We start from the raw sequence: 22,086 nt of genomic DNA on the forward strand, positions 1-22,086 counted from the left end.
CCATCTTAAGCGGATTTATTCAGTAAAAGTTCGAACTTAAGCGCTCGGCTCAACCTTGTTGAGACGGTCTTTTTCGACACCTTTGTTAATAAACCATTGTTGTAAAATGGTAATACTGTTGTTGACGATCCAGTAAAGGACTAAGCCCGCAGGGAAGAACAACATGAATACCGTAAACATGATTGGCATGATACGGAACACTTTGGCCTGCATTGGATCAGTCGGTTGTGGGTTCAACATTTGCTGAACGAACATGGTCACACCCATGATCAACGGCAAGATAAACCATGGATCCATTGCTGATAAATCTTGAATCCAGCCTAACCATGGTGCATGGCGCAGCTCAACAGATTCCATCAATACCCAATACAAGGCTAAGAAAATCGGCATTTGTAATAGCAATGGCAAGCAACCAGACAATGGGTTGACTTGTTCACGCTTGTATAAGGCCATCATTTCTTGCGAGAAACGCATGCGGTCTTCACCAAATTCTTCTTTCATGCGTTGCATTTCGGGTGCAATCACACGCATTTTCGCCATCGAACGATAACTTTTTGAAGAAAGTGGCCATAAAATCAACTTCACCAAGATCGTCAATAAGATAATTGACCAGCCCCAGTTCCCAATAATGTTATGGAAGAATTGCAAGCCCAAGAACAATAATTTCGCAATTGGCCATAACCAACCATAATCTACAGTTTGGTTTAAACCATCAGCCAAGTCTTTCAGCTCAGACTGAACTTTCGGACCAGAATAAAGCTTAGCATCTACTTCCATTGAGGTACCTGCAGGTACATTAATCACTGGAGAGGTGAAGCCCATGATATTCATGCCGTCCGTAGACTGACGTGACTCTAATTTTGCATTATATGGCTGACCATCGGCCTGAGTGAGTTTTAAGTTCCCAGGAATCCATGCGCTCACAAAATAATGCTGAACCATGGCAACCCAGCCGCCTTTGGCTTCAACATTTAATTTTTCGTCATTAAAGTTAGCGAATTTTAACTTGTTATAATGCGCATCTGGTGTACCCCAAGCGCCGCCAAGATAAGTACCCAAGGTGAAAATACCTTGTGAAGACTTACCAGGATCATCCGAATTATCACGCTTTAACTGACCAAACATTTGACCTTGCCAGTTTTGCTGACTGCGGTTAATAACTTGATGTTTAACGGTAATTGGGTAATCGCCTTGCGTGAAGGTGAACGATTTGATCACTTCCACACCTTCAGGTGTTTTAAATACCAACGGCACAGTCAACACTTGATGTGTTTTACCATCTTTCGACGCAACGCTTTTCGCATCTGCCAAGGTATATGCTGTTTTTTCAACATCATACATTGGACGACCGCCACGGCTGCTATCTGGTCCATTTAAACCAATTAAACCAGATTGAGCGACGTAGGTACGTTTCGCATCACTTTCCAGCATGACAAACGGTTTATCGCTGTCTTTGCTTTCATCATGGCTTAACAATTCAATACGGACGATATCACCACCTTTTGGATTGATCCACAGGTGATAAAGATCAGTTTGTACTGAAATCAGTTGCTGGCTCACAGATGTATTATGTTCTGTAGCTTGTGATGCAGTCGCATTTGCTTGTGGCAAGTCTGAAGCCGCTGTTGCATTTTGAGCATTTGGCAAATCTGCAGATACTTCATGTGCAGTCACAGCAGCCGCTTGTTGTTGCGGTGCTGGTGCAGCATGACCATAATCTTTTTGCCAAGCCAAAATAAGCAAATATGCGGTAACAAACATGGCTCCAAGAATTGCAAATCTGGCCCATTGTTGCATATCTATAATCCCAAATGGTTAGAGAGATTTTGCTTGAATAAACGATCACGAAAGGGTACAGCAACGTGATGCATTTGAGAATCTATTTGATGAAACGAAATAAAACGAAGTGCTTTACGAGGCACTGGATCATAGCCTGACCCACCCCAAGGATGACAACGGCAAATTCGCTTAGTCGATAGCCATACACCTTTGACCGCGCCATGTGTCTGCAACGCTTCGATTGCATATTGCGAACAAGTGGGAATATAGCGACAACGAGGACCCAATAATGGACTAATTGCGATTTGGTAACATCTTATCAACCAATGCAGTAAACGTACCATTGGAGATCTCTAATTTTGGAGGGATGTCACAACGACTTTGGAATGCTTCTTTGCTAAGCGTTGTAATTTTTGCCAAGCAAAATCTAATTGTTGATGTAATTCTTGATTTGCGATTGCTTCTATACCTACTTTAGGCATCACCACAATATCGATATCAGCATTAAATTGCGCTTGATGTAAACGAAAGCTCTCCCGAGCAAGACGTTTTATTCGATTTCGTTCATGTGCACGACGCACCTTTTTTTTAGCAACGACAATACCCAAACGGCTTTTCGGCTGTTCGGTTAATTTTGCTAAAAAAAGGAAATGGGGCTGATGCACTTTAAAAAGCGCACCATCAAATACACTTTTATAATCAGCGGCACAACGAATACGAGATTCAGTGCCGAAACTGTAAAGTGTCATCACCCAAGTCTGGTCAGCTTAACAGTATTAAACAGTTAAGCTATGACGACCTTTTGCACGACGACGAGCTAAAACTTGACGACCTGCTTTAGTAGCCATACGAGCGCGGAAACCATGAACGCGTTTACGCTTTAATTCAGATGGTTGGAAAGTACGTTTCATTTCGAAACTCCAAAATGATCTTTCTATAAAGGTCCGCGATTTTATTGTGCAATGTTTACGCTGTCAATGGAAAATCAAAAACTTTACATTTTGTTTGTTCTGTTTTGAAGCGATAAAGCTGCTCGTAGTTATATGCTTTTATTGAAAACAAAAAATATACACAAGCTATCTATTTAAATAATATCAGTATTCGTCTATATTCACAGCTTACAAACAAGCTTATCAACATTCCATCATCTGATTTAAATTTAATTCTTGGATTTTGAATTTAAATTTCGATATGCTCAGTTATCCACAATTCGAGTGAACCCTATAAGTAAATTCAAATTTTAAAATTTAAATTTATTCTTATAAGGGTGGATATTTTCTGTGGAAAGTGATGTTTTTTTATGAATAAACATAGAGTTACACTGTGGATAAGCATGTTTTTATTAATTTTATAGTTTGTGGATAACTTTGAGCTTAAAACTATCCACAGCTTGTGCAAAAAGTTATGCACATGTGGTTTTGAATTTAAATTTATAAACGAATGCTGTCTTTTTCAGCAAAAGTCCCATAAATTGTCCTGACAGATGTGGATAACTTGGTTAGAATGGCGACCCCTTTGAAAGATGAGGGGTGACGGTTTTTTATTTTTGAATTTAAAAAATGGATATATAGGGGATGCACATGCTCTGGACAGACTGCTTAACTCGCTTGCGACAAGAGCTATCTGATAACGTCTTTGCGATGTGGATTCGTCCTTTGGTTGCTGAAGAGGTTGATGGTGTGATGCGTTTATACGCACCGAACCCTTATTGGACGCGTTATATTCAAGATAACCATTTAGAACTGATTTCTATTCTTGCTGAACAATTGTCGGAAGGTCGAGTTCGTCAGGTTGAAATTCTGGTTGATTCACGTCCTGGGACGATTTTGTCTTCTAATGAGCAACCTGCAACCACAACAGCAGCGTTGAGTAGTGCTCCTGTTGCTGTTCCAACAAAGGTAAAAAAAGAATCTGATCTGGTTCAACCGAGTCAAAATGTCACTAAAATACCGAAGAAAAGACAACTCAATCCGTTATTTACCTTCTCTTTATTTGTTGAAGGCCGTTCTAACCAAATGGCTGCTGAAACCTGCCGTAAGGTGTTAACCCAGTTAGGTGCTTCTCAACATAACCCTTTATTTTTATATGGCCCAACAGGTCTCGGTAAAACACATTTAATGCAGGCCGTGGGCAATGCGCTATTACAAGCCAAGCCAAATGCACGTGTGATGTATATGACCTCCGAAAGTTTTGTTCAGGACTTTGTCAGTTCATTGCAAAAAGGTAAGGTTGAAGAATTTAAGAAAAATTGCCGTTCTTTAGACTTGTTATTGGTCGATGATATTCATTTACTCGCAGGCAAAGAAGCGAGCCTTGTTGAATTCTTTTATACATTCAATGCCTTACTGGATGAATCTAAACAAATTATTTTAACCTCAGATCGTTATCCCAAAGAACTCACTGAACTTGATCCACGTTTAGTTTCTCGCTTTTCATGGGGTTTATCTGTGGGGGTAGAACCGCCCGATATTGAAACCCGAATCGAGATCTTGCTGAAAAAAGCGGAAAATAGTGGTGTTGATTTACCGCGAAACTGTGCTTTGTTTATTGCACAACAAGTGGTTGCAAACGTACGTGAGCTTGAAGGTGCACTCAATAAAGTCGTCGCAATTTCACGTTTTAAAGGCACCGTGATTGATTTGGATGTGGTGCGGGAATCTTTAAAAGATGTTTTAGCAATTCGTGCGCGTACGATTAGCGTGGAAAACATCCAGCGGGTGGTGAGTGAATACTTCCGAATTCCACTGAAAGAGTTGATTGGGCCAAAGCGTACCCGTATTTATGCACGCCCACGTCAATTGGCTATGGGGTTGGCGCGTGAATTAACTGGGGACAGTTTCCCTGAAATTGGTATGGCCTTTGGTGGTCGTGACCACAGTACCGTGATGCATGCCTGTGAAAAAGTGGTCAGCTTGCGTGAAGAAGACCCTATTTTTAATGAAGACTATAAAAATTTACTGCGCTTGTTACAAAGTTAATCTATTTTTCAGAGTTGCAAACTATTTTTAAGTGCAGCATAGTACACTGCTAACATTCATATCGGCTTCTGTTGTAAGAGGAATAAAATCGTGCGTTTGAAAATCGCTAAAGAAAGTTTAGTCAATGTTTTATCCCATGTGGTGGGGGCTGTTGAACGCCGTCATACCTTGAATATTCTTTCAAACGTTAAAATTCAAACCACACAACAGGCTTTAACCATTACAGGTTCTGACTTGGAAGTTGAATTGGTTGCCAGTACTACGTTAGCAGAAGGTGCTTGCTTGGAAGCGGGTGAAACCACAGTTCCTGCACGAAAACTGGTCGAAATTTGTAAATCTCTTCCTACAGCAGCCTTAATTGATCTACAAATTACCGAAGATCAACGTTGTATTTTAAAATCGGGCAACAGCCGTTTCGTCTTGGGTACACTTCCAGCAGAAGATTATCCATTATTGACCACCGAAAATAGCCAAGGAACACAAGTCCAGGTTACCCAACGCGAATTAAAGCGTTTATTTGAAAAAACCGCCTTCGCGATGGCGGTTCAGGATGTTCGTTTTTATTTGACTGGTACATTGTTGGAAATTGATCAAAATCAACTACGTACAGTCACTACCGATGGACATCGTTTAGCCTTATGTGAAGTGTTAGCTTCATCAACAGCAGCTGCACCAATGCAGGCCATTGTGCCACGTAAGGCGGTCGGTGAATTACAGCGTTTACTCAGTATTGAAGATGAACAATTAACCTTATTGATTGGTCGTGAACTATTGAACGTCACCATCAATACGCCAAGCCGTGATAAAGAGCAGGGTGATATTACCGTTCGTTTTACCACGAAATTGATTGATGGAAAATTTCCAGATTATCGCCGTGTGATTCCAAAAAATGGTGATAAGCATGTCTTTATTGCACATGATGTGTTTAAGCAATCATTACAGCGTGTGGCGATTTTAAGTAATGAAAAACTTCGTGGCGTGTTCTTGAACTTCAATCAAGACTCATTACAGTTGCGTGCCAATAACCCTGAACAAGATGAGGCGGTTGAAGATATTGCAATTCAATATCAAGATGCACCGCTGGAAATGTCATTTAATGCGCAGTATATCCTTGATGTTTTAAGCGTTTTAGATGGTGATGATGTGAAAATGAGCATGAGCGAAGCCAATCAATCTGTGCTTGTTCAAGATCCAGCCCATCCAGATCAAACTTATGTTGTCATGCCAATGCGTGTTTAAGGTCGTTGATGGTTTGAGTTTAAAATCATGCAAATTACGCGTTTAAATATCGAGCGTGTACGTAATTTAAAGGCGGTTGCACTCAATGAGTTGCAACCGTTTAATATTTTTTACGGGGCCAATGGTTCTGGGAAAACCTCAATACTTGAATCCATCCATTTATTGGCTACAGGTCGCTCGTTTCGTACCCATATTCCTAAACATTATATCCAGTACGAGGCTGGTGATGCGATTGTGTTTGCACAATCGGCAAGTGAACGGATTGGTATGCAAAAAATGGCTTCGGGAGAGCAACTGATTAAGGTCAATGGCGATACCATTGCCACACAAGGTCAGTTGGCAAAACTATTGCCTTTACAACATATCGATCCACAAAGTACCGATATTATCGATCACGGCGCTAAACCCAGACGACAATTGTTGGATTGGTTGATGTTCCACGTGGAACCTGAGTTCTATTTTGCATGGCAGTATTATTCGCGTGCATTAAAGCAGCGTAATAGTTTACTGAAAACACGGCGTAATCTCAGCTTGGCTGATTTAGAGCCGTGGAACAAAATGCTGAGTGATTATGGCGAAATTTTGCACTCACAACGTGTTGGAATCGTTGAACAATGGAATCAGTTTTTCCATGAAGATTTGCAGCAGTTGTTGCCGAATCTGCAGATTGAGCTGGAATACAGTGCGGGCTTTCATACCGAGCAGGGCTTGCTACAGGACTTGGTTCAGCAGCATCAAAAAGATCTCGATCGGCGTTATACCGAGTACGGTCCACACCGTGCGGATTTACGCTTAAAAACACCATTTGGCAATGCCGATGATGTGCTGTCTCGCGGGCAAAAAAAGTTGTTAATCATGGCATTAAAACTGTCACAAATTGCAATGCTGCATGCGAGTAATAAGGAAACTGTGGTATTATTAGATGATCTGACAGCAGAGTTAGATTTAGCTGCACAACAACGTTTAATTGAGCGACTGAGTCAGTTGGGAAGTCAGGTTTTTATGACCACCTTAGACCATGCGTCGGTATTAAAACACTTACATGATCTGTCGATTCCCTTTCAATTATTCCATGTTGTTCACGGCCAAGTCAGTCTTGCTGCGCCATAATTTTATTTCCTCATCTTTGGATAGATTAGATATTTACTAGGGAGTAACCATGAGTTCAGAGTCTCAATCAGTCTCTCAAACAGAACAAACAAATGAAAAGGCTTATGATTCCTCTAGTATTAAAGTATTACGTGGATTAGACGCGGTTCGTAAACGTCCTGGCATGTATATCGGTGACACCGATGACGGTACAGGTTTGCACCATATGGTGTTTGAGGTGGTGGATAATGCCATCGATGAAGCTTTAGCAGGCCACTGTGACGAGATTTTGGTGACCATTCATGAAGATGAATCGGTCAGCGTCTCGGATAATGGTCGTGGTATTCCGACCGATATTCACCCTGAAGAAGGGGTGTCTGCGGCAGAGGTGATTCTGACCATTCTGCATGCAGGTGGTAAGTTCGACGATAACAGCTATAAAGTGTCGGGTGGTTTACACGGTGTAGGTGTTTCTGTTGTTAATGCTTTATCTAAAAAATTGCATTTGACCATTCACCGTGCTGGCCAAATCCATGAGCAAGAATACGCACATGGCGATCCGCAATATCCGTTAAAAGTTGTGGGTGAAACCGATACATCGGGCACAACCGTTCGTTTTTGGCCAAGTGAACTGACTTTTAGCCAAACCATTTTTAGTGTCGATATTTTGGCGCGTCGTTTAAGAGAGCTTTCGTTCCTGAACGCAGGGGTACGTATCGTATTGCGTGACGAACGTGTTAATCTCGAGCATGTTTACGATTATGAAGGTGGTTTATCTGAGTTCGTTAAATATATTAACGAAGGTAAAACCCATCTAAATGAAATCTTCCACTTCACCATGGATGCGGATAATGGCATCGGTGTCGAAGTCGCATTGCAGTGGAACGATAGCTATCAAGAGAATGTCCGTTGCTTTACCAACAACATTCCACAGAAAGATGGTGGTACACACCTCGCAGGTTTCCGAGCTGCATTAACCCGTGGCCTTAACAGCTACATGGAAAATGAAAGCTTACTGAAAAAAGAAAAAGTGGCTGTGACGGGCGATGATGCACGTGAAGGTTTAACCGCCATTATTTCAGTGAAAGTACCTGATCCAAAATTCTCTTCACAAACCAAAGAAAAACTGGTGTCGAGTGAAGTAAAACCTGCTGTTGAACAAGCCATGAACAAAGAGTTTTCAGCTTATTTACTTGAAAACCCACAGGCTGCAAAATCGATTGCAGGTAAAATTATTGATGCGGCACGTGCGCGTGATGCGGCACGTAAAGCTCGTGAAATGACCCGCCGTAAGAGTGCTTTGGATATTGCAGGTTTACCAGGTAAGTTGGCAGACTGTCAGGAAAAAGATCCAGCATTGTCGGAACTGTATCTGGTCGAGGGTGACTCTGCGGGTGGTAGTGCCAAGCAAGGTCGTAACCGTAAGATGCAGGCGATTTTGCCACTTAAGGGTAAAATCCTGAACGTTGAACGTGCACGTTTTGACAAGATGATTTCTAGCCAAGAAGTGGGTACGTTGATTACCGCTTTGGGCTGTGGTATCGGACGTGAAGAATATAACCCAGACAAGTTGCGTTATCACAAAATCATTATCATGACCGATGCGGACGTGGATGGTTCACATATTCGTACCTTGTTATTGACCTTCTTCTTCCGTCAAATGCCTGAGTTGGTTGAACGTGGTTATATCTATATCGCGCAGCCACCGTTGTACAAGTTAAAGAAAGGCAAGCAAGAGCAATACATCAAAGATAACGATGCACTTGAGACCTACCTGATCTCAAATGCGATTGATGAACTTGCATTACATATCAGCGCTGAAGCACCAGCGATTAATGGCACCGCGCTAGCGAGTGTTATTGCTGATTATCAAGTGTCGCAGAAGAGCTTACAACGCTTAACCCAACGTTATCCTGCAAGCTTGCTCGATGGTCTACTTGAGTTGGATGCATTTAAAGCGGATCACAATCACGAACGTGATTATGTGGAAGCATGGGCAGAGCAATTACGTGTTGCAATTGAAAAATTACAACCAAGCTTACGTCCAGAAATTACATTGGAAGCGTTTGAACGTGAAAATGCGCAAGGTGAGAAGTCGGCACATTATTGGCCACGTGTCACCGTATATGTACATAATTTGCCGCATTCGTATTTATTAGATGCAGGTCTGTTAAATTCTGCTGAATATGCACGTTTGCTGAAAAACTCGAAGAGCTGGTTCAAGTTGCTTGAGGAAGGGGCTTATCTACAAAAAGGTGATCGCCGTATTCAAGTCAGCAGTTTCCATCAAGTGTGGCAGCATATTTTACAAGACTCGCGCCGTGGCATGATGATCCAACGCTATAAAGGTTTGGGTGAGATGAATGCTGAGCAACTTTGGGAAACCACGATGGATCCTGAAAACCGTAATATGTTGCAAGTGACCATTGATGATGCGATTGAAGCAGATCGTATGTTCTCATGCTTGATGGGTGATGACGTAGAACCACGTCGTGCCTTCATTGAAGAAAATGCCTTAAATGCAGATATTGATGCTTAATTAGTTTAGGCATCAATATCAATCAAGCTGGCTTATCTTTTACCACGCTGTAAAAGATAAGCTCGCCATCCTGCAAGCAACAGGGGCAGCAGGGTAATCATTAGAAAAATAACATCTGCCATACCATCCATTAGCAGCATTCCAATAATCCCACCAATACTGCAGAGTGCGAGTAACCATAAAGTACTGAGCTTATTCCATCGTTGCATTGTTGTTGCCTCCTTTTAAGCTCTTTTGTTGACGTTTTGCCCACCATAACCAGGCGCCATTCAGGGTAATAAATAGGGTGAGTAGGGTGCATAAACTCCATAGAATCTTTAATGGCAGGCCACCGTAATTGCCAAAATGCAGCGGTTGTGACAGTAAAATGGCTTTCAAATAAGTCGGTAATTCCTCAACAGTATCCACTTGTCCTGTTTCTGCATTGACCAAGGCCACTTTAAGCATCTTTTCTTTTAGCCCTTCATTGCCTTGTAACAGCACCATATAATGTCCTTGGGTGGCATATTCAGTTTTTGGGTAGAACACACTGGTCGGATGCCATTCTGTTTGACCCTTTTGTGCAGCGGCATAAACTTGATCAATGCTTAAATGGGGATGAATCACACGGGCATGCTGATATTTGTCTTGCAGTGCTTTCAGTTCAGTCATTTGCCAAACCCCAATTGCAACCGTGCCAAAACCCAGTAAAAACCCAGTGATCGTCACCACCAGCGCCCAGCCCAGTACAGCAGAACCAATTAAGTTATGTAGATCGAGCTGTAATAGCCGTTGCCCCTTATTAAAACGCAAAATGCCAAACAGGAATTTTTTCACGTACGGGGCATAGACCACCAAGCCAGAAATAAGGGATAACAACACTAAAAAGGCAATCAGTGCACCAATCAGTTGTCCAATAAAGCCTAAAAACCAGTTGGCATGCAGTTCCAGCAAAAAGCCCGTTAAGGTATCTCGTTCATTTGGCTGCTGAATCAAACGTGCCGTTCCAATGTCAGCAAATAGCCAACGTGCTTGTTCGAAGCTTTGATCGGGCTTGGCCATCCCAATTAACAGCACACCAGGATGGTGTTCAGGATCATAGCCTGTACTGATAATCTGCTCATTGGGGTAGGTGCGTTGTGCGGTTGCAATAGAATCGGCTAAAGGTCGTTGTTGTGCTAAAGAAGAATGCAGCGCTGTAGGCTCGACACCAAGCGCATGATCAATCTCTTCATGAAAGATCAGAATGACCCCAGTGATCGATAGAATCGCAAAGGGAATCACAATCACCAAGCTGACCCAGCGATGAATCCATAAATTAAGACGGTACCAGCGGGAGTTAGTTTTCTTGGTTGAAGGTACGGTTTGCTTCATAACTGATTTTCCCATGCGGCTTAGTGCATGGGATCCCCTTGATGATTAGATTTTTTATAAGGTGATTTTATTTTTATTGATAATTATTTTCATTATTATTTACCATTGTTTTTTGCGTTCCACGTGGAACTTAGCAGGGGATAAATTGATTAAAAAAAGCAGGAGAGCTGAGCTTTCCTGCTGAATAAGAAAATAGTGTGCTATTAAAATTAACTTTCTACAAAGTCGCTTACTTGAATCAGTGCATGACCGAACAGGTATCCAGCAGTAACCAGGACACTAATCCACAGCAATGCGCCTAAGATGTTATAAATCACAAAATGGCTATAGTTCATATTACTAGAACCAGCTGCCAATGGCGCAAATGAACGGGCAAACGGAATAAAACGAGCCAGTAAAATGGTTTTTCCGCCGTGTTTCAGAAAGAACACATTGGTCTTTTGTAGATATTCTTGCTTAATAAAGCGCGATTTCATATTGAAAATACGGTCGCCAAAATGACGGCCAATATGGTAGTTCACCATATAGCCCAACGCTGCAGCAAAGAACAACAGGCTAATCATGTAGCCGAGGTGCATGATTTCCACCACAGAACATAATGCACCTACGGTGAGTAATAGACTATCACCGGGTAGGAAGAACATAAAAACAAAGGCGGTTTCTGAAAAAATAATCAGAAAAAGGATGGCATAAATCCATAAACCGTACTCTTGAACCAAGACCGGTAGAATATGTTCAAAATTAAAAATAAAATCTAAAGAATTCATTCAGTTTGTATGATCCAAAATAGAGTACTCACCAAATCAAAGTACAAAAAATGTGAAATGAATTTAACCCTCAGGATTCATTCGTCAGTTATAAATTTACAACAGTGGGGGTCGAGTATATCGAGCCTGAGGCTAAAGCTCAATTTTCTGAGAAAATTCCAATTTTTACCTTATCTTAAATTACCGACAAATTCATGACATTTTTCATGCTATTCATAGTGTTTTTAAGTATCCGAAACATCTTTTAAGGCCATAAATGGGATGCTTCTGTTTAAAACACTGACCTTAAATGTTGTGATTCATACACACTCAATCAGAGATGTGTATGAATCTGCGAACTGCTTAATCTGCAAATGAGCTTTCCAATTCTTCCAGTTCCATCATTAGTTCTAAAAGTTGTTCTTCATGCTGTTCCAACTTGGCTTTTAGCTCATTTTGTTCATTCATCAGTTTGATCAAATCATTTTTACGGTCGGCCTCATATAGAGCACTATCCGCTAAAGCATGTTCAATCTCAGCTAAGCGTGGTTGAACCTTTTCAATTTGAGCCTCGACTTTTTCGATGTTTTTACGAATTGGCCGCGTCATTTCACGGCGACGAGCTGCTTCTTTACGTTGCGCTTCTTTATCTACTTTTGCGGCAGGGGCTTGAGTGGTTGTACTTTGTTGCTGTGATGCATTTTGTGCATTGATCTGTTGTTGGCGCGCTTCACGTAACCATTTGGCATAGTCTTGTAAATCACCCTCAAACTCGGTGCATTGACCTGCATGTACTAATAACAAGTCATCACAGACACTCGCAATCAATTGGCGTTCATGTGAAACCAGCACCACTGCACCATCAAAGTCTTGTAACGCCATGGTCAATGCCAGACGCATATCCAAGTCCAAATGGTTGGTTGGTTCGTCCAGAATCAAGACATTGGGGCGTTGCCACACAATCAGGGCTAAGGCCAAACGGGCACGCTCACCGCCAGAGAAGCTCTCACATGGCGTATCCATCCGTTCGCCACTAAAGCCAAAACCACCTAAAAAGGCACGTAAAGCGGCTTCGCTGATTTTTTTATCGGCAATACGGGCCAATTGCAACATTGGACTGGCATGGGCATCCAAGGCATCCATTTGATGCTGAGCAAAATAACCAATATTGAGCAGTTCAGAAGCCTTACGTTCACCTGCAAGTAGTGGTAAATCACCGACAAGGGTCTTGATCAAGGTTGATTTACCCGCACCATTCATTCCCAATAAGCCAATGCGTGAACTTGGTGTAATTTGCAGGCGAATTTTTTCAGCAATGATTTTATCGCCGTAGCCAATTGTAGCCGCATCTAGACTGAGCAGCGGTGAACTCATTTTGGTCGGTTCACGGAAGCTAAAGGTAAACGGTGTATCAACATGTGCGGGTGCTAGCTGCTGCATACGCTCCAATTGCTTAATTCGGCTTTGTGCTTGGCGGGCTTTGGTGGCCTTGGCTTTAAAGCGGTCAATAAACTTTTGTAGGTGTGCACGGGTTTCTTGCTGCTTTTCAAAGGCTTGTTGTTGCTGGGCTAAACGTTCACTGCGGGTGGTTTCAAAGGTGGAATAATTGCCTGTATATAAGGTCAGTTCTTGATTCTCGATATGAAGAATATGATCGGTAATCGCATCGAGGAAATCTCGGTCATGTGAAATCAGGACCAAGGTGCCTTCATAGGCTTTGAGCCAGTCTTCTAACCACAAGATCGCATCCAAGTCCAAATGGTTAGTCGGTTCATCCAATAACAGCAGGTCTGAACGGCTCATGAGGGTACGCGCCAAGTTCAAACGCATGCGCCACCCACCCGAGAAGCTGGCGACATTTAATTTTAATTGGTGATCGAGAAAGCCGAGACCTGCCATCAATTGCGCTGCTTTGGCAGGTGCTGCATATCCGTGAATCTCGTCAAAACGACCATGCAATCGGGCTAAATCATCATTACTCAACTGGTCTGGATGGGCTAATTTTTCTTGAATATCCCAATACTCTTCATCTCCAGACAGGACAAAATCAATTGCTGGTATGTCCAAGGCCTTAATTTCTTGCGCCATGTGGGCCACAGTCCACACCGCTGGGCGAGTCAGATTACCTTCATCTGCGACCAAATCTCCTAGAAATGCAGCAAATAAGGTCGATTTACCTGCACCATTCACGCCAGTAAGACCAATTTTCCAGCCTGGATGAAGCTGCATCGATGCTTTTTGGAACAGAACTCGCCCACCACGGCGTAATGAAACTTGGTCAAATTGGATCATGAGCATGCAAAATAGCGAATAGATAGCTGCATTTTAAGGTGATCGTCCATGAATGCAAATTTTTATATTTAAGATCAAGTTGTTCGAATTGAGCTGATCAATCAATGATAAAATAGAGTAAAAACTCTATTTTTGTGATGCGAATCAGATTATTATTTAAATTATATGAAAAAATAAGCAACAAGACTAAAAGTAGTAGCATAGGATTTAAGGATGAAAAAGGGAATTCTTGCATTGGGGGCAATGCTGGTGTTGGGGACCTATACAGAAACACAGGCAGCGAGCAAAATTTGTGTTTTTGATTTGTTGGGGAGATCAGGAGAAGCCTATAAGGCTATGGAAGAATGGGCCTTGGCTGCTAAAGCATGGCGTGGTGATACCTTTTTGATCAGCTATCAGAATGAAGCGTTGGCTGAAAATGACTTTGAACAAGGCAAATGTGATGGCGTCTATATGACCTCCATGCGTGCGCGTCGTTATAACAAATTTGCAGGTTCGATTGATGCCATTGGCGCTGTGCCCAGCTATGCAATTGCACAGAAAGCGATTAGTTTTGCTTTGGACAAACGTAATCAACGCCGTTTGGTCAGTAGCGTTGATAATGAAAATTATGAAGTTGCAGGGATTTCGCAAATCGGCTTGGCCTATATTTTTGTCAAAGACAAGAAAATGAATACCATTGAGCAAATCAAAGGCAAAAAATTTGCAGTGCTGGGCTATGACGAAGCTCAAAAGATCGTGGTGAAAAGCCTAGGTGGACAAGCCGTACTTGCAGATATCTCTGATATCGCCAAAAAGTTTAATACGGGTCAGGCCGATATTATGGCGGCACCTGCCTATGCCTATAAGCCTTTAGAGCTGTCTAAGGGATTGGGAAATGAGGGCGCGATTATTACTTTCCCTGCGGTGAATATGACCATGGACTTGATTATCCGTCCTGAAAAATTCTCCAGTAATTTTGGACAGAACTCTCGGGCATGGTTTCTGAGCCGTCTAAATACCAATTTCGCACTGATCCAGCGTTTGGAATCTGAATTACCTGCCAAGTATAAAATTAACCTGAATAACGAGGATAAAACTCGTTATCAGCAAATCCTGCGTGAAGCACGAATGGGACTCACCAAACGCGGTATTTACGATGCCAGCATGATGAGTGTATTGAAACGCGCGCGTTGTACAGTCGATCGAACCAATTTTGAATGTACTTTGGGTGGTGAGTAAATCGCTGTGAAAGGACATGTTTTTAGCTGATTCGTGTCTACCTATCACTGGATCTGATTCTGTGATGCAGATGGTTAAAACAGATGAAAACCCGACATATGTATATAAAAGCGCTATTCTTTTGGTCAAAATCTGACTATATTGAATAAGCACTGATGGAAAATTGTGCAAAATAGCAAAGTAAGGGAAAACAAGATGAAAAAAGGACTTTGGGCATTGAGTGCTACAGCTCTATTTGTCATGAGCACTCCTGTACAGGCAAAACAACAAATTTGTGTTTTTGATTTATTGGGTAAGGCTGGGGAGTCTTATAAACTGATTGAGGAATGGAAGCTGGCTTCTAAAACATGGCAGGGCGATGTTGAACTGATTCCTTATCAAGACGAAGAAAAAGCAGAAAAAGATTTCGATGCGGGCAAATGCGATGGCGTCTATATGACCTCGATGCGTGCCCGTAAATATAATAAATTTGCAGGCTCTGTGGATGCGGTCGGGGCAGTCACCAGCAATGCCATTGCGCAAAAAGCCATTAGCTATGTGCTGGATAAGCGTAATCAACACCGTTTAACGGCAACTGTGAATGGGGATAAATTCGAAGTTGCAGGCATTATCCAAGTCGGGCTGGCATATATTTTTGTACGTGACAAAAAGATCGACACCATTGAAAAAGCCAAAGGCAAAAAATTTGCTTATTTACATTATGACCAAGCACAAAAGGCCATTGTAGAAAGTATCGATTTGGTGGCGGTACCATCGGATATTTCTGATTTTGTGAAAAAATTTAATAGTGGACAGGTGGATGTGATTGCAGCGCCTGCCTATGCCTATAAGCCTTTAGAAATCAGTAAAGGTTTGGTCAATGGGGCATTGTTTAATTTCCCTGTGGTGAATATTACTGGTGACCTGATTATTCGCCCTGCACAATTCCCAAGTGGTTTTGGTCCACAATCTCGACAATGGTTCGTCAACAAACTGCCAAGTAACTTTGCCATGGTGCAGCGTTTAGAGGCCGGAATGAATGCCAAAAAGATTACTTTGACCAATGAAGATAAAACCCGTTATCAAAAAATGTTGCGTGATGGACGCATGAATTTAACCAAGCAAGGCGTGTACGATGCGAGTATGATGAATGTGCTGAAACGTGCCCGTTGTACGGTTGAACGGACTAACTTTGAGTGTACTTTGAGTGGTGAATAAAAAAGGAGAACAGTAGCCTAGATATAAATCTATACACAAAGTGAGGCAGATATAACAAAATTGCCTAAGAAAATAATAGAAATAGATAAAAGAGGGTAAAAAATAAACAATCCAGTCATAAAAATAGAGTATAAGCTCTATTTTTTTTCAAAAAACATGATTAATATTTGCTTCGAACAAGGAGACAAACATAAAGTTTGTGAAAGGATGAAAAATATGAAAAAAATTGCACTTGCTCTTGCAGCAACTTCGATCTTTGGTGTATCTGCTTCTACTCAAGCAGCAATTGATGTGTGTGTATTCGACTTATTAGGAAAGTCAGGTGAATCATACAAAATGATGCAAGACTGGGCACTCGCAGCGAAAGGCTGGGGCGCTGATGTTAACTTACTTGCAATCACGGATGAACAGGTTGCAGACAATAACTTTAAAGCGGGTAAATGTGCTGCTGTTGCGATGACAGCAATGCGTGCTCGTCCTTATAACAAATTTGCGGGTTCAGTTGATTCATTGGGCGGTGCGCCAAGCAATGAAGTTGCACAGCGTGCGATTACCTATGTACTTGATGCACGTAATGCAGCAAAAATGACCACTAATTTGGGTGGTAATAAATATGAAATCGCGGGTATCGCGCCTTTAGGTGCTGCTTACATTTTCGTACGCGACAAGAGCATTAACTCAATTGAAAAAGCAGCGGGTAAAAAATTCGCCGTATTGGGTTATGACGATGCACAAAAAATCATGGTACAACGCGTAGGCGCGCAAGCGGTACTTTCTGATATCTCTAACTTCGCTGCTAAATTTAACAACGGTCAAGTGGATATGGTCGGTGCGCCTGCTTATGCTTACAAACCATTAGAGTTAAGCAAAGGCTTAGGTTCAAATGGTGCGATGTTTAACTTCCCAGTGTTACAAGTTACTGCGGATCTTGTGATTCGTCCAGAGAAGTTCCCTGCTGGTTTTGGTCAAAAATCTCGTGACTACTTTGTAAAACAACTTCCAAAAGCATTCTCAATGATCAAACGTTATGAAGCTGAAATTCCAGCCAAATATAAAATGAACTTGAGTGCTGAAGACAACTTGAAATATCAAAAATTATTACGTGATGGTCGTATGGATCTGACTAAACGTGGTATTTACGATGCGGGTATGATGTCTGTATTGAAGAAAGCGCGTTGTTCAGTAGACAAAGCAAACTTTGAATGTGCATTACCGGGTGAATAATCCAGAATTGCCATAATCAAGACTTAAAGCCTAGATTGATCTAGGCTTTTTGTTTTTTTGTAGATGTCATTTAAGCCATTGTCTTGATTTAAAAAGATCGTAATTATATAAAAATATAAAAACCAAATGGAATCTTGGTGATTTAAAAAGATGTTTCAATCAGGACGATTAAACATGACTGTATTCAAACATTGATTCATTGGTAAACCGTATTTCAAGATAGACCACCAGTCTTTTGATTTTGGATGGGATGCAACAACAATCAGCATAGATGCAAAGGAAAAATAAAATGCAATGGTTTAAAACTTTATTACTTGCGACTGGGATCGCTGCGGTATCTGCGGGCACTCAGGCAAAACAAACAATTTGTGTATTTGATATCGTGGGCAAAAGTGGCGATGTTTATGCATTAATGAAGGATTATCAACTCGCTGCAAAAACGTGGGGCGCTGATATTGAGCTGAAGGTCGGAACTAACGAAGCTGTTATTGCCGAAGATTTCAAGGCAGGTAAATGTGATGGGGTCAGTATCACAGGAATGCGTGGCCGTCAGTTTAACCAGTTTACCGGCTCATTGGATGCAATCGGGGCGATTACTGACCTTAAATTGGCCGTTAAAGTGATGCAGGGCTTAGCTAGCCCGACCTTTGCTAAAGCGATGGTGAATGGTAAATATGAAGTGGTTGGGGTCATTCCTGTAGGTGATGCCTATTTATTGGTGAATGATCGTAACATCAATACGGTGGCGAAGGCTGCAGGCAAGAAAATCGCTGTCCTAGATTATGATGAGGCCCAAAAAATTATGGCTTCACAAGTTGGCGCACAAGCTGTGAGTTCTGATATCACCAACTTTGGTGCCAAGTTCAATAATGGTCAGGTGGATATTATTGGTGCACCAGCCGCGGCCTTTAAACCTTTGGAACTGTATAAGGGCTTAGGAACCAAAGGGGCAATTGTCAATTATCCAATTCTGCAAGTAACAGGCAATTTAATTATTCATCCAGAGAAATTTCCGGCAGGTTTTGGTCAAAAATCTCGAGAGTGGGTGAAGGCACAATTGCCACGTGCATTTACCATTCTTGGGAAGATGAAAGCAGACATTCCACAAAAATATTGGATGGAAGTGCCCGCTTCTGATAAGCCTGGCTACCAAAAGTTGATGCGTGAAGCGCGTATCAACCTGACTGCAAAAGGAATTTATGACAAGCGTATGATGAAATTGTTATGGCAATTCCGTTGCCGTGAAGATGCCAAGAATTTTGAATGTGGCCTACAAGACGAGAACTACAAATAATCGTATAAAAAGTCTTTAACGGCACTTTAAACTTCAAATACAGACCCGATATTGAGTATGCTATACTACATATCGGGTCTTTTATTTATGAAAGACGTATTGAAGTCTGAGGAATATCTATCATGAACGCCCAAGCTCTAGAATTGTCAGATAGTGCTGCTAACAAAGTTCGCCAACTACGCGAAAGTGAAGGCAATAACGACCTTATGTTACGTGTTTATGTAACGGGTGGTGGCTGTTCAGGCTTCTCTTATGGCTTTAACTTTGCAGAAAGTGTCAATGAAGATGATGCTGAGTTCAGCAATGGTGATGTGAAAGTATTGGTTGACTCTCTCAGCTATCAGTATCTCGTGGGTTCTGTTGTCGACTATCTTGAAGGGCTTGAAGGTTCACGCTTTGTGATCCAAAACCCAAATGCGACGACAACGTGTGGCTGTGGATCATCTTTCTCGATTTAATCGATTTTTGATGTAAAAAAAGCTTCTCCAATTGAGAAGCTTTTTTATTGTTTTATACCATGGTGATGGTGCCGAGAATGCGATCTCCAGCTGCACCCGTCACCGCGGGTAAATTACCACTCAGTTGTTGTACGAAGCGCATAGCCAACCACGCAAAAGCAGTTGCTTCAACCCATGTTGGGGCTAAATCAAGTGCATCCGTGGTTTGCACCGACCAATTGTGTTTACGTAAGCGCCAACGGAGTTGCTCAAGTAAATGTGAGTTATAGGCACCCCCACCACAAACATAGATTTCACCCGTCGGCATGGTTTCTTTACTACGGTAAATCGCTTTTTTAATGGCACGTGTGGTGAGTTTCATTAAAGTGGATTGAATATTTTCTGGGGTATCTTCCAGTTCATCATATTCAAGATCATTGCGCCAATCGCTGAGCTGTTCATCTAGCCATTCTAAATTAAAGTCTTCGCGGCCTGTGCTCTTCGGGGGTTCTTTGGCAAAAAACTCATGATTCTGTAGACGATCCAATAACGAACGGATGGGATTACCATAGGCTGCCCAATCGCCATTTTCATCATAAGGATGTCCAGTATGGCGATGGCACCATGCATCCATCAAGATATTGGCAGGACCTGTATCAAAGCCATATACGCCGTCTAGGTTATTTGCAGGCAGCATACTGACATTGGCAATGCCACCTAAATTTAAAATCACGCGATGAATGCTGTCATGTTGAAACAGCGCTTGATGGAAAGCAGGCACTAAAGGTGCACCTTGACCACCTGCGGCCATGTCACGACGACGGAAATCAGACACGACAGGCAGTTGCGTGATTTCTGTAATGATATTCGGATCACCAATTTGTAAGGTGAAACCATGTTCAGGACGATGGCGAATGGTTTGTCCATGTGAACCAATCGCTTTAATCTGGCTTCGGTCTAAATTATTTTGTTCAATCAGTTGATTAATGCCATGCCCAATCATTTGCGCTAAAGCAACATCAGCTTTACCCATACGATCAATTTCATTGTCGTCAGGGAGTGTCAATGCCATCAACTCATCACGTAGTTCAGGCTCAAAAGGCACAGTCAGCGTGGCATGCAATGTTAATGGATCGAATGAAGTTGCAACAATATCAACACCATCCATGCTCGTGCCTGTCATTACACCAATATAGATCGCGCTCATATACAACTTATCCTGCAAGATGCTGAAAAAATGTTAGTATATCGCACAAATTGAATAACTGATGTGTTTAGGTTTTGTGATGTCAAATTTCTTGCCAGCCGAAGAACAGCTTGCTCTCATTCAACGAGGCACGCACGAGATTATCTCTGAAGAAGATTTATTGAAAAAACTGAAAGAGAATCGTCCACTCCGTGTAAAAGCAGGCTTTGACCCAACGGCTCCTGATTTACACTTAGGACATACGGTTCTAATTAATAAATTAAAAACCTTCCAAGATTTGGGACATGAAGTCACCTTCTTGATTGGTGATTATACGGCCATGATTGGTGACCCGTCTGGGAAAAGCGCAACACGTCCGCCGTTGTCTCGTGAGCAAGTTGAAGCCAACGCAAAAACCTATCAAGAACAGGTTTTTAAGATACTAGATCCAAATAAAACTAAAGTACGCTTTAACTCAGAGTGGTTTAATCAAAGAACAGCTGCTGATTTAATTCAATTGGCAAGCCAGCAAACCGTATCACGTATGTTAGAGCGTGATGACTTTACTAAGCGCTATAACAACCATCAACCGATTGCAATTCATGAGTTTTTATATCCATTGGTACAAGGCTATGATTCGATTGCACTTGAGGCAGATGTCGAATTAGGTGGTACAGACCAGACCTTTAACTTGTTAATGGGTCGTACTCTACAAGGTCGTTACGGTCAAGAATCACAAGTGTGTATTACTGTGCCGATTCTTGAAGGTTTAGATGGCGTCAATAAGATGTCTAAATCTTTAGGCAACTATATTGGTGTATTTGATACCCCTGGTGCGATGTATCAAAAAATCTTGTCGATGCCAGATAGCTTGATTGAACGTTACTTTGATCTACTGAGCTTTAAGTCATTGGATGAAATTAAAGTCTTGTTGGATGAAATGGCTGCGGGTCGTAACCCACAAGAAATCAAACGTATCTTGGCACTCGAGTTAGTTGAACGTTTCCATGATGCAGAAGCGGCTGAAAATGCACATAAGAGTGCAGGTAACCGTGTAACAGAAGGCGAAGTACCAGAAGATACTCCAGAAGTGACCATTTCTCGTGGCGAGTTTGGTGGTGAGTTATTTATCGCAACCATTCTTCGTGTAGCAGGTTTAAACCCGAATGCAGCCGCTGCAAAAGACGCCGTGGGTCGTGGTGCGGTTAAAGTCGATTGGAATGTGGTTGATATGAGCTACTCTGTAAAAGAGAATGTCACTTTAATCATTCAATCGGGTAAAAAAGCCATTGCTCGTGTGACTTTTACTGATTAAATCACAATGGAAAAAATAAAAAGCAGGCCACGAGCCTGCTTTTTATACGTAAATAGCTGATAAAAACAACGAAAACACTGGTTTTGTAGAAAAAAGAAACATGCAAAAGAAAATAATAAAAAAGGGGGTTGCACCTGAACTGAAATACTGTAGAATGCACATCCATCGGCGGTGATGCAGATAAAAACTTGTTGAGA

The 22,086-nt window shown here is 41.9% G+C and carries 19 protein-coding genes and 1 pseudogene; 10 read left to right on the top strand and 10 right to left on the bottom strand.

Annotated features, from left to right (window positions below):
- Positions 1-36: 36 nt before the first annotated feature.
- The 4 genes from yidC to rpmH are packed head-to-tail and all read right to left on the bottom strand — an operon-like array spanning position 37 to position 2,690.
- Complete coding sequence (gene yidC / locus NG55_RS20155) at positions 37-1,797, bottom strand: membrane protein insertase YidC (RefSeq protein ID WP_016543214.1); 1,761 nt, start codon at positions 1,795-1,797, stop codon at positions 37-39.
- Between the two features lie 2 nt (positions 1,798-1,799).
- Complete coding sequence (yidD, locus tag NG55_RS20160; RefSeq protein WP_004803336.1) at positions 1,800-2,123, bottom strand: membrane protein insertion efficiency factor YidD; 324 nt, start codon at positions 2,121-2,123, stop codon at positions 1,800-1,802.
- Between the two features lie 9 nt (positions 2,124-2,132).
- On the bottom strand, positions 2,133-2,528 hold the full coding sequence (rnpA, locus tag NG55_RS20165; protein WP_004656857.1) for a ribonuclease P protein component: 396 nt from the start codon (positions 2,526-2,528) through the stop codon (positions 2,133-2,135).
- Between the two features lie 27 nt (positions 2,529-2,555).
- A complete protein-coding gene (gene rpmH / locus NG55_RS20170; protein WP_000831329.1) occupies positions 2,556-2,690 on the bottom strand; it encodes a 50S ribosomal protein L34 in 135 nt (44 codons plus the stop codon).
- A 669-nt stretch (positions 2,691-3,359) separates the two neighbouring features.
- Between rpmH and dnaA the strand changes: the two genes are divergently transcribed.
- The 4 genes from dnaA to gyrB all read left to right on the top strand — a co-directional run bounded on the left by dnaA (position 3,360) and on the right by gyrB (position 9,624).
- The gene (gene dnaA / locus NG55_RS20175; RefSeq protein WP_004803339.1) at positions 3,360-4,757 is read left to right on the top strand and encodes a chromosomal replication initiator protein DnaA; all 1,398 of its coding nucleotides are present in this window, start codon (positions 3,360-3,362) and stop codon (positions 4,755-4,757) included.
- Between the two features lie 90 nt (positions 4,758-4,847).
- Positions 4,848-5,996 carry a DNA polymerase III subunit beta gene (gene dnaN / locus NG55_RS20180; protein ID WP_016543212.1) on the top strand — a complete coding sequence of 383 codons (1,149 nt, stop codon included), beginning with the start codon at positions 4,848-4,850 and terminating at the stop codon, positions 5,994-5,996.
- Positions 5,997-6,023: 27 nt separating this feature from the next.
- Complete coding sequence (recF, locus tag NG55_RS20185; protein WP_065344241.1) at positions 6,024-7,106, top strand: DNA replication/repair protein RecF; 1,083 nt, start codon at positions 6,024-6,026, stop codon at positions 7,104-7,106.
- Positions 7,107-7,155: 49 nt separating this feature from the next.
- Positions 7,156-9,624: a DNA topoisomerase (ATP-hydrolyzing) subunit B gene (gene gyrB, locus NG55_RS20190; RefSeq protein ID WP_005277650.1), complete on the top strand. Its 2,469-nt coding sequence runs from the start codon at positions 7,156-7,158 to the stop codon at positions 9,622-9,624.
- Between the two features lie 32 nt (positions 9,625-9,656).
- Here the strand turns inward: gyrB and NG55_RS21075 are convergent, their stop codons facing one another.
- The 4 genes from NG55_RS21075 to NG55_RS20205 all read right to left on the bottom strand — a co-directional run bounded on the left by NG55_RS21075 (position 9,657) and on the right by NG55_RS20205 (position 14,015).
- Positions 9,657-9,833 carry a hypothetical protein gene (locus tag NG55_RS21075; RefSeq protein ID WP_016543210.1) on the bottom strand — a complete coding sequence of 59 codons (177 nt, stop codon included), beginning with the start codon at positions 9,831-9,833 and terminating at the stop codon, positions 9,657-9,659.
- Positions 9,817-10,977, bottom strand: coding sequence for a PepSY-associated TM helix domain-containing protein (locus NG55_RS20195; RefSeq protein ID WP_065344242.1), 1,161 nt, complete (start codon positions 10,975-10,977; stop codon positions 9,817-9,819). Before NG55_RS20195 ends, NG55_RS21075 begins: the two co-directional genes overlap by 17 nt.
- Before the next feature lie 209 nt (positions 10,978-11,186).
- A complete protein-coding gene (locus NG55_RS20200) occupies positions 11,187-11,744 on the bottom strand; it encodes a VTT domain-containing protein (RefSeq protein WP_016543208.1) in 558 nt (185 codons plus the stop codon).
- Between the two features lie 342 nt (positions 11,745-12,086).
- A complete protein-coding gene (locus NG55_RS20205) occupies positions 12,087-14,015 on the bottom strand; it encodes an ATP-binding cassette domain-containing protein (protein WP_065344246.1) in 1,929 nt (642 codons plus the stop codon).
- A gap of 213 nt (positions 14,016-14,228) precedes the next feature.
- On the opposite strand from NG55_RS20205, the gene NG55_RS20210 reads away from it, so the two are divergent.
- The 5 genes from NG55_RS20210 to erpA all read left to right on the top strand — a co-directional run bounded on the left by NG55_RS20210 (position 14,229) and on the right by erpA (position 19,409).
- Positions 14,229-15,236 (top strand): putative solute-binding protein, encoded by a 1,008-nt coding sequence (locus tag NG55_RS20210; protein ID WP_065344243.1) that lies wholly within the window; start codon positions 14,229-14,231, stop codon positions 15,234-15,236.
- A 195-nt stretch (positions 15,237-15,431) separates the two neighbouring features.
- Positions 15,432-16,433, top strand: a complete 1,002-nt coding sequence (locus tag NG55_RS20215) for a putative solute-binding protein (RefSeq protein WP_065344244.1) — start codon at positions 15,432-15,434, stop codon at positions 16,431-16,433.
- Between the two features lie 216 nt (positions 16,434-16,649).
- Positions 16,650-17,657, top strand: a complete 1,008-nt coding sequence (locus tag NG55_RS20220) for a putative solute-binding protein (RefSeq protein ID WP_016543205.1) — start codon at positions 16,650-16,652, stop codon at positions 17,655-17,657.
- Positions 17,658-17,946: 289 nt separating this feature from the next.
- Positions 17,947-18,951, top strand: a complete 1,005-nt coding sequence (locus NG55_RS20225) for a putative solute-binding protein (protein ID WP_065344245.1) — start codon at positions 17,947-17,949, stop codon at positions 18,949-18,951.
- Between the two features lie 122 nt (positions 18,952-19,073).
- Positions 19,074-19,409 carry an iron-sulfur cluster insertion protein ErpA gene (gene erpA, locus NG55_RS20230; protein ID WP_016660072.1) on the top strand — a complete coding sequence of 112 codons (336 nt, stop codon included), beginning with the start codon at positions 19,074-19,076 and terminating at the stop codon, positions 19,407-19,409.
- 52 nt (positions 19,410-19,461) lie between these two features.
- Here the strand turns inward: erpA and NG55_RS20235 are convergent, their stop codons facing one another.
- Complete coding sequence (locus tag NG55_RS20235; protein WP_016543201.1) at positions 19,462-20,595, bottom strand: anhydro-N-acetylmuramic acid kinase; 1,134 nt, start codon at positions 20,593-20,595, stop codon at positions 19,462-19,464.
- 61 nt (positions 20,596-20,656) lie between these two features.
- On the opposite strand from NG55_RS20235, the gene tyrS reads away from it, so the two are divergent.
- A complete protein-coding gene (gene tyrS / locus NG55_RS20240) occupies positions 20,657-21,889 on the top strand; it encodes a tyrosine--tRNA ligase (protein ID WP_016543200.1) in 1,233 nt (410 codons plus the stop codon).
- On the opposite strand, the pseudogene NG55_RS21160 reads toward tyrS, so the two are convergent.
- Positions 21,886-22,086 (bottom strand): annotated as a pseudogene (locus tag NG55_RS21160) (hypothetical protein); the annotation flags it as partial. The gene tyrS and the pseudogene NG55_RS21160 sit on opposite strands and share 4 nt — an antisense overlap.

The sequence above is a fragment of the Acinetobacter gyllenbergii genome (assembly GCF_001682515.1).
Lineage (GTDB): Bacteria > Pseudomonadota > Gammaproteobacteria > Pseudomonadales > Moraxellaceae > Acinetobacter > Acinetobacter gyllenbergii.